The sequence below is a fragment of the Streptococcus gallinaceus genome (assembly GCF_024170225.1).
Classification (GTDB): domain Bacteria; phylum Bacillota; class Bacilli; order Lactobacillales; family Streptococcaceae; genus Streptococcus; species Streptococcus gallinaceus.
Map to the genome: position 1 here is coordinate 283,892 of NZ_JALJXU010000002.1, position 13,070 is coordinate 296,961.

The following is a 13,070-nucleotide window of genomic DNA, read 5'->3' on the forward strand; positions in this document are numbered from 1 at the left end:
TTTAGAAGTTAGGACTATGAAAGACGTATTTATTATTGGTAGTCGTGGATTACCAGCCAAGTATGGCGGGTTTGAGACCTTTGTTGAACAACTAGTTTCCCGCCGCATTTCAAATGACATTCGGTATCATGTAGCTTGTCTTTCGGATGACAGCCATCATGAACATAGTGACTATATGGGAGTGGATTGTTTTACTGTTAATCCACCTAAACTAGGACCTGCTCGTGTCATCGCTTATGATATGATGGCCATTGCCTATGCCTTGGACATCATCAAAAAAGAGCAGATTCAAGAGCCGATTTTGTATATTTTGGGCAATACCATCGGGGCTTTTATTGCGCCCTTTGCTCGAAAAATCCACAAAATTGGTGGGCAACTTTTTATCAATCCAGATGGTTTAGAGTGGAAGCGTAGCAAGTGGGCCAAGCCAGTACAAGCCTACCTCAAGTATTCAGAAAAGGCCATGACGCGCCATGCGGACTTGGTGATTTCTGATAATGAGGGAATTGAAGACTATATTCAAATAGCTTATCCTTGGGCCAAGACGGCTTTTATTGCTTACGGAACGGATTTGGAAGAGACTAGCCTGACTAAGCAAGATTCAAAAGTGCGCCAATTTTTTGAACAATGGAAGATGACGGAAAAGGACTATTTTCTGATTGTTGGGCGTTTTGTGCCTGAAAACAATTACGAAACCATCATTCGTGAGTTTATGAAGTCGCAAACTAAGCGAGATTTGGTCATTATTTGCAATCACCAAGGTTCCGCTTATTTTGACCAATTGAAACAGGAAACAGGTTTTGAAGGTGATGCTCGGATAAAATTTGTAGGAACGGTTTATGATCAGGACTTGCTGAAGTACATCCGGCAAGAAGCGCGTGCCTATTTACACGGACACGAAGTGGGTGGAACCAATCCTGGTCTTCTTGAAGCACTGTCCCATACCAATGAAAATCTGGTTCTGGGTGTTGATTTTAATCGCAAGGTTGCTCAAGATACAGCCTATTACTGGACAAAATCCGCAGGTCAGTTGGCAACTTTGATTGACCAAGTAGATCAGTCGGTTGAAAATCAGGAAATGGGGCAGAAAGCCAAGGCTCACATGCGAGCAGATTATACATGGGAGAAGATTGTCCGCCAATACGAGGACTTGTTTTTAAAATGAAGATAAACATACTCATGTCCACCTATAATGGTGAACGTTTTATAGCTGAGCAGATACGAAGTATCCAAGAGCAGACTGTTACAGACTGGACTCTGTTGATACGAGATGATGGTTCGAGTGACCAAACTCCTGAGATTATTCAAGCATTTGCTCAAGAGGATAGTCGTATTCGGTTCATTAATGCTAGGGAGCGCAAGAACTACGGGGTTATCAAAAATTTCTATACTCTGCTGAAATACGAAGAGGCTGACCTCTACTTTTTCTCTGATCAGGATGACATCTGGTTGCCGGAAAAAATTGCCATGACCTTGGCAGAAGCCGATCACTATTCAGCTGAGGAGCCCTTGCTCATTTATACAGACCTGAAAGTGGTTAATCAAGACTTAAAGGTAAGTTCTGAGTCCATGATTCGTAGTCAGTCACATCATGCTAATACACAATTGGTCCAAGAACTGACTGAAAACACGGTCACTGGTGGCACTATGATGATCAATCATAGCTTGGCACAGTTGTGGCAAGGTGATGAAGAAATTCTTATGCACGACTGGTATTTAGCACTACTGGCAGCGGCTTTTGGTAAACTAGTTTACATCGACAAGGCTGGCGAGTTATATCGTCAGCACGATAGCAATGTCCTTGGAGCCCGTACTTTGTCAAAACGGATGCAAAATTGGATTCGTCCACAGCTCTTATTTTCCAAATATTGGAGTCTTATAAAAGGTACTCAGCTACAAGCACGTTACCTCCTATCCCATCCCTTATCTCCTGAAAATCGTGAAATGGTTCAGGCCTTTGTGGACATCATGGAAAAAGGATTCTTGGAGAGAGCACGGGTGCTGAGACGCTATGGATTTAGAAAAAACAAGGCTTTTCATACCTTTGTTTTCACCGTTTTAATACTAACAAAATTTGCCTATAAGGAGTAATCATGGATATTTTTTCCAAGAAAAATCGTATTCTTTTGAAAGAATTGATTAAAACAGATTTTAAATTACGCTACCAGGGTAGTGTTGTCGGCTACATGTGGTCCATTTTGAAACCGCTGATGCTCTTTGCTATTATGTATACTGTCTTTATACACTTTCTTCGTATGGGGAATGACGTGCCTCACTTTGCAGTTGCCCTCTTGCTAGGGAATGTCATCTGGTCTTTCTTTTCTGAAGCGACCAATATGGGGATGGTTTCGATTGTCAGCCGAGGAGATTTGCTTCGTAAGCTGAATTTTTCTAAACATATTATCGTCTTATCAGCTATTTGTGGTGCCATGATTAACTTTGCTATAAACTTGATTGTGGTCTTGATTTTTGCAGCTATCAACGGTGTAAAGGTTGAGTGGAGCCTGGTTGCTTTTATCCCATTCCTCTTTATTGAGCTCTTCCTTTTGGCCTTTGGTGTAGCCTTGCTCTTGTCTGCCCTCTTTGTGAAGTTCCGTGATTTGGGACAAATTTGGGAAGTTGTGATGCAGGCAGGCCTCTATGCAACGCCAATCATCTACTCAATTGGATTTGTTAGAGAGCGCAGTGTGCTAGCTGCTAAACTCATCATGCTCAACCCGCTCGCACAGATTATCCAAGATGCACGTTATATCTTGATGGATAGAGCTAATATTCCAATCTGGCAATTGTCACATAACTGGATGTATATCCTTTTCCCATATGTGGTTCCAGTTTTTGTTTTTGCGATTGGTTTGATGGTATTCAATAAAAATGCCAAACGTTTTGCGGAGATTATCTAATGACAGACAAAAATATTGCAGTAAAAGTAGACCATGTCAGCAAGTTTTTCCGCTTGCCGACAGAACAGACCTACAGCTTGCGAACAGCTATGGTCAACCGTTTTAAAGGAATAAAAGGCTACCGGGAACAACATGTTCTAAAAGACATTTCTTTTGAAGTTGAAAAAGGAGATTTCTTTGGGATTGTTGGACGAAATGGTTCAGGTAAGTCTACTCTCTTAAAAATCATTTCTCAGATTTATGAGCCTGAAAAAGGTTCTGTAACCATTGATGGGAAATTAGTTTCCTTTATCGAGCTCGGTGTCGGATTCAACCCTGAATTGACTGGTCGTGAGAATGTCTACATGAATGGAGCTATGCTTGGCTTCACAACTGAAGAAATTGATAGCATGTATGACGATATTGTCGAGTTTGCAGAGTTGAAAGACTTCATGAACCAAAAACTCAAGAACTACTCAAGCGGGATGCAGGTGCGACTTGCCTTTTCCGTAGCTATCAAGGCACAAGGTGATATCTTGATTTTGGACGAAGTTCTTGCGGTCGGAGACGAAGCCTTCCAGCGTAAGTGTAATGATTATTTCATGGAGCGCAAAAAAAGCGGCAAGACAACTATCCTTGTAACCCATGACATGGGCGCAGTAAAAAAATATTGTAACAAGGCAGTCTTGATTGAGCATGGCTTGGTAAAAGCTTTGGGCAATCCAGAAAATGTAGCCAATCAATACAGCTTTGATAACACAGCTCCTCTTCACCATGAAAATCATGAAACAGAAGAAGTGGTCGAAGAAGTAGAGGAGGAAAAAGCAAGAGTGGAGAACTTCCAGTTGCAGCTCTTGAGTCCTGCTCAAATAACACCAAAAGATACTATTCATTTTCAAATTGATTATGATGTATTAGAAGACATTGAGACGTATATCGCCCTGTCCTTGACAGACATCGACCGAAATATCTGGATTTACAATGATAACTCGATGGATAGCAAGCAGTCAGGTTCTGGTCACAAAACGGTGCACTATACTTGCTCGATGCCGACAGTTAATGACTTGAAAATGAAATTAGAAGTGACAGTCCGTGACCAAGATGGCAATATGTTGGCTTTTTCGGATGCTACTCAGATGCCGATTATCTTTATCGCGCGTGATGATATTGCTCCAGATGACCTTTCTGCCTTGGATTCAGCAAGTGGCTTGATTCAGCGAAATGGTCAGTGGACATTCCACAATGAAAAATAAGAAAGAGTGGCCAATTCAGTTGGAACTCGTTTGAATGGAAGAGGTTTTTATGACAGAAACTCCACTTGTTTCTATTATTTGTACAGTCTACAATAAGGCGCCGTGGTTGCAGCAGACTCTAGGGAGTCTTCTTGCACAAGAAACGGATTTTCTATTTGAAGTGCTGATTGTGGACGATGCCTCAACGGATCATTCGGTACAGATTATTCAAGAGGTTGCGCAGTCTCATCCTGAGCAAGTTCGTGTATTTCTAAATGAGGAAAATCAAGGAATTTCCAAGACTTGGGTTGCGATTTGTCAGGAAGCAAGAGGCCATTACATTGCGCGCTGTGATGGGGATGACTTCTGGTTGGACCCTCACAAATTACAGAAACAATTGACTTTGTTGCAGGAAACGGGTGCTAAGTGGTCCAATACAGATTTTGATATCTATGATGAAAATGGCAACTTTGTTTCAGCTGCTGGTTTCCAAAATGGGACGATTCCATTAGCAGATACCTTTGAGAAGATGTTAGCAACTCGTGGTTTTACTATGGCTTCCACTTGGCTTGTCGAGCGTCAATTGATGCTGGAAGTCAATAGTCAACTAGATCTGACAACGTCTGACGACACTTTTAATCTGCAGATGGACCTGTTCCAACGAACGACATTGGCCTATCTTCCAGAAGCAACAGTGGCTTATCGGATCAACCAAGGCTCTGACTCGCGCCCCAAAGATTTTCAAAAGTTAGAACATCGCTTTAACAAGCTCTTGGAAACGCAAAATGATTATCTCGACAAGTATCCGACCAGTGATTACCGTGAGATGTTACGGATTTTATTGGAGCGCAACAACAACTATGAATTGACTCTGACACAGCAAGCGGCTGGTTTGGAACAACTTGGTTTTGAGCGGGTGACTATTTATTTTGATTGTGATGACAAAGGCTTTAATCAAGAGGAGATTTTACAAGTACCATTAGAGAAAAATGGGAAAGTAGCTATCCACTTGCCAGACAATTGCCATCGTATTCGGATTGACTTGTCTGAACGCCCTAGTTTTTATTCATTCGTAAAATTGCAAGCTGACTCTACTCAAACGCGTTTGCTTCCTCAGTACATGAATGGAAGTGTCTTGAGTGGGAATGTCATTTTCCCAAGCCCAGACCCACAGATGATTTATGAAATCGATACGGAGATGTATGGCCGTGATTTCACCTTGTCGTATGAAGTGGCTGAACTCAATAATCTCTACTCGGACGATTATCTTGCTAAAGTATTGGCACAAGGTTGGGCCAATGAAAAACTCTTGGTTCATGATTTGACACACGAAAAAGTTGCGACCATCCAAGAATTGTCACAACTTCGATCATTGGTAGAGAAGCAACAAGTAGACTTAGAAGAAGTGACCCTTCTCTATAATGCCGTCACTCATTCCCGTCGTTGGACCATTCCAACAAAAATAATCAATTTCTTTAGGAGAAAGTAATGAAGCGCCTACTCTTATATGTGCATTTCAATAAATTCAATTCACTTAGTGCGCATGTCACCTACCAACTGGAACAAATGCGACCACTATTTTCAAAGGTTATTTTTATCTCAAATAGTGAGCTGGCTGCAGATGTGGAGTCGGGATTGCGGGAGCGTCAATTGATTGATGACTGCGTCCGCCGTGAAAATGTTGGATTTGACTTTGCGGCATGGCGAGATGGGATGAATGTCATTGGTTTTGATACTCTCAAAGAATATGATTCCGTAACGCTCATGAACGATACCTGTTTTGGCCCCTTGTGGGATATGAATGAGGTTTACCAACGTTTTGAAAATGACCCTGAAGTGGATTTCTGGGGAATGACCAATTTCAGAGCCAATTCACAATTTCGTGAGCACATCCAAAGTTACTATCTTTCTTTTTCAAATTCCGTTATTCGGTCTCAAGTCTTCCAGGATTTTTGGATGAATCTCCAAAACTTTACAAATGTACAAGATGTTATCGACAACTATGAAACACGTGTGACAACAGTTTTGACAGATGCTGGATTCAAGTACAAGACGGTATTGGATACAGTTGATTTGGATACAACGGGGATGTTGCATCCAGACTTCTCTTACTACAATCCAACGGCGATTTTGAAGCACAAAGTTCCGTTTATCAAGGTCAAGACAATTGATGCCAATCAGCATATCACGCCATATATTTTGGATGAAATTGACCGTTGTTCAGATTACCCAGTTGATTTGATTGTGACACACATGTCCAATATCAATTATCCAGACTTCAAATATCTCTTGGGGCGCAAGTACTTAAAACCAGCTCAAGCAGATTTTTCAGGTCAAAAGGTTGCTGTTCATCTACATGTTTTCTATGTGGATCTGTTGCAGGAGTTTTTAGATGCTTTTGGTCATTTTCATTTTGACTATGATTTATTTATCACGACAGATGTGGCTCAAAAAGAAGAGGCTATTCAAGCAATTTTGGACGAAAACAATCGTCCGGCCCAGATTTTTGTCACAGGAAATATCGGTCGGGATGTCTTGCCCATGCTGAAATTGAAAGAGCAGTTGCAGGACTATGATTTCGTTGGTCATTTCCATACCAAGAAGTCTAAGGAAGCAGATTTTTGGGCCGGCGAGTCTTGGCGGAAAGAATTGATTGAGATGTTGATTGTACCAGCAGATAATATTTTGGCAAACCTTATCCAAGAAGATAGTTTGGGAATGGTGATTGCCGATATTCCGACCTTCTTCCGCTACAATAAAATTGTGGATGCCTACAATGAAAATCAAATCGCTCCAGCTATGAATGACTTGTGGGAGCAGATGGGCTTGCAGAAAGCTATCGATTTTAATGCCTTGCACACCTTTGTCATGTCCTACGGAACCTATGTTTGGTTCAAGTATGACGCCCTCAAGCCTCTTTTTGATCTGAACTTGACGGATGAGGATGTGCCAGCAGAACCTCTGCCACAAAATTCCATTCTTCATGCTATCGAACGTCTTTTGATTTATATTGGATGGGTTAAGCAGTACGACTTCCGCATTGCTCCAAACCCAGTCCCATTAACAGCCTTCATTGACAACAAATTGCTCAATGAAAGAGGAGATGCGCTTCCTCATACCTATGTCAACTTTGACCACTTAGGAGGTATCAAAGGCGCAGCTAAATATATTTTCATCGGACCAGCGCGTGCGATAAAATATATTTTAAAACGATTAAGGAGCAAAATGAATTGAAATTTTTTGAAAATAGAAAAGGATTTCTACTGACCATCAGTAAGTATATCTTTTCATCTATCCTCCTATGTCTAGCCTACACGTCAAATGGAGGAAAACGATTTTTAATTGTAGGCTTGCTAGAGCTTGTTATCATTGCTATGATGACAAATGCGCTACTAAAAGTAGATAAGAAATGGACTAATATTGCAGCTTATTTATTCAATATTGTCTTGCTGTTTTTATACAATGCCCAAAATTTAGTCATGTTCTTTGGTCGTTCCTTTACGACCTTGGTCATGCTTACAAATTTGGAATCCTTAGAATCACTCAAAGGAAATGCCCTGGCTATTGGAGTTGGAGTTCTAGCCTTGCTCGTCTTCACCTTCTTGCCAGTTTCACGATTGGAATTTAAGCTTGTACGGACAAGTTGGATTTTGTCAACGGTATTATTGTTGGAGTTGGCAATGACAGCTTTATACGGCAATAGTTATTCGCCTATTTTTGCGGTTTATCGTTTAGGATTAGATGCCCGCGTGTACCAGCAACAAATGGCTGCGATAGCGGATCAACCAGACCAGACGAAGAAATTCTATAAACCAGAAATCAAGTCTTCCATCGAAAAACCTGATAGCTTGCCTGACCAACCAAATGTCGTCTTGATTTTTGCAGAAGGGCTGTCTCAGAATATCATTGATGATGAGCGTAATGTGATGCCGCATTTGAAGGAATTACAAGCCAAATCATTGAATTTCACAAATTATTACAATCACACTTTTGCGACTTATCGTGGATTGATTGGGCAATTGTATTCAGGATATCAGTTAAATAACTATGATTCAAATAGTCTTATTTCCATGCAAGATATTTTGGCAGATCAAGGTTACCAAACGACCTTTATCAATACTGAGCCTGCAAACACACAATTTACAACTTACTTAGAGAGCTTGAATTTCCAAGAGCTGATCAATGATGCTTCTAAGGCTGATGGTGTGAATGGTAGCTTGACAGATAAGACAGCTTTTGATGTCCTTTATAAGACCATTTCGCAGAAAAGCAAATCAGAACAACCGTTCTTTACAGCCATGTATACCTACGGAACACACATGAGCTTTGATACAGCGGACAAGAGTTTTGGAGATGGCAGTCTGGATTTATTAGATCGATTTTACAATTTTGACTACCATTTCAATAATTTCTTGAAGAAATTTGACGAAAGCGGGTTGTCTGAAAATACGATTTTGGTCTTTACAGCTGATCATTCAACTTTCCAAGATAAAGACTTTACTCAGGCTTACCCAGATTATCCTCGTGTTAACTCGGATGTTGACCGTATGCCACTCTTTATCTACCATAAGGGAGTGTTGGACTATGATCGAGATGTTGAGGGACGCAACTCTCTCAGCATGGCACCAACTGTTCTGGATTATTTAGATATTAGCGCACCAAACTACTTCTTGGGTCAATCATTGTTCTTCTATAAGGAAAACAATAACTCATTTGATACGGTATTTTATGACAATGCCTATCTGTTGAGTACAGACCATGCAGCAATTAGCAGTTTATCTGAAACGAATGAGCAAACGGTTCGAACATTGTTGGACCAGTATTTTGCAGCAAAAACTCAGCTACCTCAAAAACCCTAGAATAGAGCGAGGAGGCGTTGACAAGCCTCCTCTTTTTTAATAAACTTTAAGAAAGTATAATGAATAATATTGGAGAATACATGAGAATAGAAAAACTAAATAAAAAAGCTTTGGTGACAATGGGGCTAATCTTGTTTTCCTGGCTGTTCTATTTTTTTATGATGAAATTTGAGTATAAGAATGATGACGCCTGGTTTTTGCATCGCATACAGAAATTGTACCATTATGATGTCATCAATTTTTCAGTAAAACGGTATGAATTATGGACTTCGCGGACCTTAATTGAGGCGGTCTTGGTATTCCTTGTTCAGTTTCCTTTTTTATGGAAATGTGTGACAGCCTTTGCCTTCAGTATAGCGAGCATCGTACCGAGTCTGATTTTTCAACCACTTCATAAAGTGGATTATCGGACATTACTCTTGTCCTATGCCTTCATGTGGGTCATTCCAATGGAAGTCTATAAAGACGCTGGCTGGATTGCGACCACGACCAACTACATCATCCCTTATTCCGCTTTCTTGCTTCTTGCCTATACATTTGCAAAACGTTTTCGAGGGGAGAAGTTAAGTCGGAATCTCTATGTTTTCAGCTTGATTTGTTTGCTCTACGCGGCAAACCAAGAACAATTAGCCTGTGTCATCCTAGGGAGTTTAGTTCTGTGGAGCCTGTATTTCATGTTTTACGAGAAGAACACTTCTAAAGTTCGCTTCGCATTGATTCCGTTAGTCTTATCTGTTCTTAGTTTTGTCAATATCTTGGTATCACCCGGGAACAAAGTTCGAACAGCTGCAGAAATTAAGCGATTTTTCCCAAATTTTAGTCAGATGTCACTTCTTACAAAATTGAAACTAGGAATCAGCGACACGATGAATACCTTGTTCTTTGAAGCCAATCTTCCTTTTCTAGTTTTGTTGGTATGTTTACTTATCATCTGCCTTCTACTTAGAAAGAAACTTGCTGCTTTCTTTACCATTTTCCCTCTCTTTATTGTCTTAAAGAACTGGAATCCAAGTCGAGAAGTACTGATTTTCCGTCATCAGGCAGACGTAGCTGCGTCAAAAGGAGTTTTCCTCCCTGCAACCATATTTGTCTTTGCTATTGGCTCCCTCTGCATGATCGGAATTTTATATTTCTTGTTCACCGATAAGATGAAGTCACTATTCGCTATTTTGTTAATGGGCATCGGTGTGTGCACGCGTTTGATGATTGGTTTTTCTCCAACGATATTTGCATCTGGGAAGCGTACCTATTTCTTAATGTATATGAGTTTTCTGTTTGTCATCCTATTTATTTTTGTATTTCAGGAAAAATATAGACGTCCTCAATCTAGTCTGGGGGAAAATATCGTATGAAACACCTAGGTAAATTTTTAGGTAATAGCCTACTGATTTGGTCTTTGTGTCTGTTATCGCTCTTGTCCCTAGCATCTATCTTTTACCGTACTCAGTTGCCAATGGATGGTTCTGAATTGGCCGTTATCCAGAAAAATGGCTTGATTTTTTGGGCGGGTCTTGTAGTTTTTGCTCTCTTACTTTGGGTTCTAATTCATTTTTTATTGGAATTAGATGCGTCCCATCTACTTATTGGAGGCTTCATTTTTTACGCTGTAGTTGGGCTCTTTTTGATTTTTCATCAAAATAACCTTCCGCGGCATGATGCACTTGCAGTTCTAGAAGTAGCAAGAGCAGTTAATCGAAATGAATTTTCTCCTTTAACATCATTGAATGGCTATATTTTCAAATATCCTCATCAATTGGGCTTAGTAACATTTGAGCGCGGAGTACTAGCGGTATTTGGTCAAGCCAATACTCAAGTCTTCTTCTATATCAATTTACTGTTTGCATTAGCAGATAATTATTTGCTTTATCTATTGGCAAAACGACAATTTCCAAAGACAAGAGTTGGCAAGATAACAGTGATTCTTTCATTCTTATTTTTACCACAGATTTTTTATATTTTATTTGTCTATGGATTGACCTATAGCATACTCTTTGCTTTACTTGGTCTTCTATTTTTACAATCCTATTTTCAGCATCGTCGCCTTGTATCGGTCGGCTTAGCGCTTATCAGTGTTACAGTAGCTTATCTTCTCCGCAGCAATAATTTGTTGTTATTGCTGTCAATTGTTGTTGTTCTTTTTTTAGATTATCTTCAAAATCACTATGCAAAAAGTCTGATTGTGGCAGCGACAGTGTTAATAGTACCAATGGGAGCAAGTAAATTAGTAACGTATTCTTACCAAGCTCAGACTGGCGTAACTTTGGAGGGAGAGCCTAAGATTGCTTGGGTTGCGATGGGACTGGATGATAATCCTATCTACAATCGTATTCCTGGCTGGTATGACGCTTACCTAGAAACAGTTTACACTGAACATCAAGGGAATGCGAAGGCTATCAAGCGAGCTAGTCAGCAAAAAATAAAAGAGCGGATCCAATATATGAGACAAAATCCGCTATATACAATACAATTTTTTAAAAATAAATTTTTATCGACATGGACGGATAGTTTATTCCAGTCAGTCTGGTCTGGTCCATTACCTCGCTCGAAAGTAGAAGGGCAAAAGGTAGAGGGCGAGACGATGGCCTCTCTTTATAAAGGTGGAGCTATCTGGAAAAATATCTATCTTTATTCGGCTGGGCTATTGACTGTAATTTACATATGTAGTATAGTAGGGGTTGGAGAGGTAATGCGTCAGCGACAGGGAGTAACAATCGTACTTGTTATTCTAACCTACCTTTCAGCAGGTTTTCTTTTCCATCTGATATGGGAGACGAAAAGTCAGTATGTTTACCCCTATATTTATATGTTGTTACCACTAGCGGCATTGGGAGTAGATCGGCTCTATAGAAGAACAAAGGGGGACAGTTCTGAGGAGAAAATATGAAAAAGGATTCATTCAAAAAATTACTGATCGGTATTCTAGTAGGTCTTTCCACACTAGTTTCAGTAGGTGTGCATGCAGATACCACGATTTATCGTTTGTACAATCGCATAAATGGTGAGCACCTCTATACAGCTGATGCCAATGAAAAAGAAGTTCTTTTCCGACAACACGGATGGGGCTATGAAGGCGAATCATGGCATGCACCAGATGCAGGTCAAGGAGCACCTGTCTATCGTCTCTATAATCCAAGATTGCAAAATCACCTCTATACAATCGATACCAATGAAGTTGCTGTTTTGACGAGTAAGCATGGCTGGAAAACAGATAATGGAGGTCGTCCGGTATTCTACTCAGGTGGGAATGTGGCGATCTATCGTGTTTACAATAAAGCACTTCGTGGGCTACACCATTTGACAACGGACACCAATGAATACAATGTATTACCAAGTCATGGTTGGAGACAAGAAGGTATTAAATTAAATGCGATACGAGTAGGTGTGCCAATTCGTACTCAATATTATGAAGCACTTCCATCTGGTGCAAGTAACATCGAAAACACAGGTTCACAGTATACGCTAGAAGCAGATGTTTCTGTATCGGGAAGCGGTACCGGCTACCATGCAAAAATCTTAGCAGTTAGCCCAGTTTCAGGCATTAGTTTCGGTTTGCAATATGATGTAGCAGCGCGTGCACCTCATACAGGGAAAACATCGTTTATGGTGGAAAATATTGGCAACAATACCGCAGGTGGACAAGCTTACCAATGGACTGGACTTTATGCTCAAAACAAGGGAACAACCTACCACTTGATGCTAGCTGTTCAACGCGATGGTAGCTATGCAGCTTATATCAATGGAGCAGTAGTCGCTCAAGGTAGAAATGCGGCGATGGCTAACCGTACAGATATTGCTTTACGAGTAGAAGGTTCTGGACGTAAGAACGGTGATAGTATCAATGCCGTCTTCTCAAATATCAAACTTAAAACAAATGGAGTCTATCAAGCAAATAAAGGCTGGGGAACTCATGAATTTCGTACAAATCCAGGCATCGTTGCCCAAGGCAACACAGGTCGGATTACCATTGATGGAACGGTAACTGGTCTAACGCCACTTCAGGATTGGGACAATGCTTATGGAATTGTATCAAGTATTATCCAGTTTGTAGGATAAAAGCTAGTTTATCTAGCTTTTTCTTTTTCCCGTTTTAAAAAAATTAC

General features: G+C 40.4%; 10 protein-coding genes. All 10 read left to right on the plus strand.

The window, feature by feature from the left end:
* Window positions 1-16: 16 nt before the first annotated feature.
* The 10 genes from cps2T to J2T50_RS03910 all read left to right on the plus strand — a co-directional run bounded on the left by cps2T (window position 17) and on the right by J2T50_RS03910 (window position 13,023).
* Entirely contained in the window at window positions 17-1,165 is a 1,149-nt protein-coding gene (gene cps2T / locus J2T50_RS03865) for a beta 1-4 rhamnosyltransferase Cps2T (RefSeq protein ID WP_253363928.1), read from the plus strand.
* Window positions 1,162-2,091 carry a glycosyltransferase family 2 protein gene (locus J2T50_RS03870; protein WP_253363929.1) on the plus strand — a complete coding sequence of 310 codons (930 nt, stop codon included), beginning with the start codon at window positions 1,162-1,164 and terminating at the stop codon, window positions 2,089-2,091. Before cps2T ends, J2T50_RS03870 begins: the two co-directional genes overlap by 4 nt.
* A gap of 2 nt (window positions 2,092-2,093) precedes the next feature.
* Window positions 2,094-2,900 carry an ABC transporter permease gene (locus tag J2T50_RS03875; protein ID WP_253363930.1) on the plus strand — a complete coding sequence of 269 codons (807 nt, stop codon included), beginning with the start codon at window positions 2,094-2,096 and terminating at the stop codon, window positions 2,898-2,900.
* The gene (locus J2T50_RS03880) at window positions 2,900-4,132 is read left to right on the plus strand and encodes an ABC transporter ATP-binding protein (protein ID WP_253363931.1); all 1,233 of its coding nucleotides are present in this window, start codon (window positions 2,900-2,902) and stop codon (window positions 4,130-4,132) included. Before J2T50_RS03875 ends, J2T50_RS03880 begins: the two co-directional genes overlap by 1 nt.
* Window positions 4,133-4,181: 49 nt before the next feature.
* The gene (locus J2T50_RS03885) at window positions 4,182-5,600 is read left to right on the plus strand and encodes a glycosyltransferase (protein WP_253363932.1); all 1,419 of its coding nucleotides are present in this window, start codon (window positions 4,182-4,184) and stop codon (window positions 5,598-5,600) included.
* Window positions 5,600-7,345 carry a rhamnan synthesis F family protein gene (locus tag J2T50_RS03890; protein WP_253363934.1) on the plus strand — a complete coding sequence of 582 codons (1,746 nt, stop codon included), beginning with the start codon at window positions 5,600-5,602 and terminating at the stop codon, window positions 7,343-7,345. The genes J2T50_RS03885 and J2T50_RS03890 overlap by 1 nt, the downstream gene beginning before the upstream one ends.
* Window positions 7,342-8,970: an LTA synthase family protein gene (locus tag J2T50_RS03895; RefSeq protein WP_253363936.1), complete on the plus strand. Its 1,629-nt coding sequence runs from the start codon at window positions 7,342-7,344 to the stop codon at window positions 8,968-8,970. The genes J2T50_RS03890 and J2T50_RS03895 overlap by 4 nt, the downstream gene beginning before the upstream one ends.
* A gap of 80 nt (window positions 8,971-9,050) precedes the next feature.
* A complete protein-coding gene (locus tag J2T50_RS03900; RefSeq protein WP_253363938.1) occupies window positions 9,051-10,322 on the plus strand; it encodes a hypothetical protein in 1,272 nt (423 codons plus the stop codon).
* Complete coding sequence (locus J2T50_RS03905) at window positions 10,319-11,854, plus strand: glycosyltransferase family protein (RefSeq protein ID WP_253363940.1); 1,536 nt, start codon at window positions 10,319-10,321, stop codon at window positions 11,852-11,854. The genes J2T50_RS03900 and J2T50_RS03905 overlap by 4 nt, the downstream gene beginning before the upstream one ends.
* Window positions 11,851-13,023: a hypothetical protein gene (locus tag J2T50_RS03910; RefSeq protein WP_253363943.1), complete on the plus strand. Its 1,173-nt coding sequence runs from the start codon at window positions 11,851-11,853 to the stop codon at window positions 13,021-13,023. The genes J2T50_RS03905 and J2T50_RS03910 overlap by 4 nt, the downstream gene beginning before the upstream one ends.
* Window positions 13,024-13,070: the final 47 nt, after the last annotated feature.

Coding starts and splice junctions, on each gene's coding strand:
- J2T50_RS03910 (WP_253363943.1), top strand. CDS start 11,851: ATGAAAAAGGATTCATTCAAAAAATTACTGATCGGTATTCTAGTAGGT.
- J2T50_RS03900 (WP_253363938.1), top strand. CDS start 9,051: ATGAGAATAGAAAAACTAAATAAAAAAGCTTTGGTGACAATGGGGCTA.
- J2T50_RS03890 (WP_253363934.1), top strand. CDS start 5,600: ATGAAGCGCCTACTCTTATATGTGCATTTCAATAAATTCAATTCACTT.
- J2T50_RS03880 (WP_253363931.1), top strand. CDS start 2,900: ATGACAGACAAAAATATTGCAGTAAAAGTAGACCATGTCAGCAAGTTT.
- J2T50_RS03875 (WP_253363930.1), top strand. CDS start 2,094: ATGGATATTTTTTCCAAGAAAAATCGTATTCTTTTGAAAGAATTGATT.
- J2T50_RS03905 (WP_253363940.1), top strand. CDS start 10,319: ATGAAACACCTAGGTAAATTTTTAGGTAATAGCCTACTGATTTGGTCT.
- J2T50_RS03885 (WP_253363932.1), top strand. CDS start 4,182: ATGACAGAAACTCCACTTGTTTCTATTATTTGTACAGTCTACAATAAG.
- cps2T (WP_253363928.1), top strand. CDS start 17: ATGAAAGACGTATTTATTATTGGTAGTCGTGGATTACCAGCCAAGTAT.
- J2T50_RS03870 (WP_253363929.1), top strand. CDS start 1,162: ATGAAGATAAACATACTCATGTCCACCTATAATGGTGAACGTTTTATA.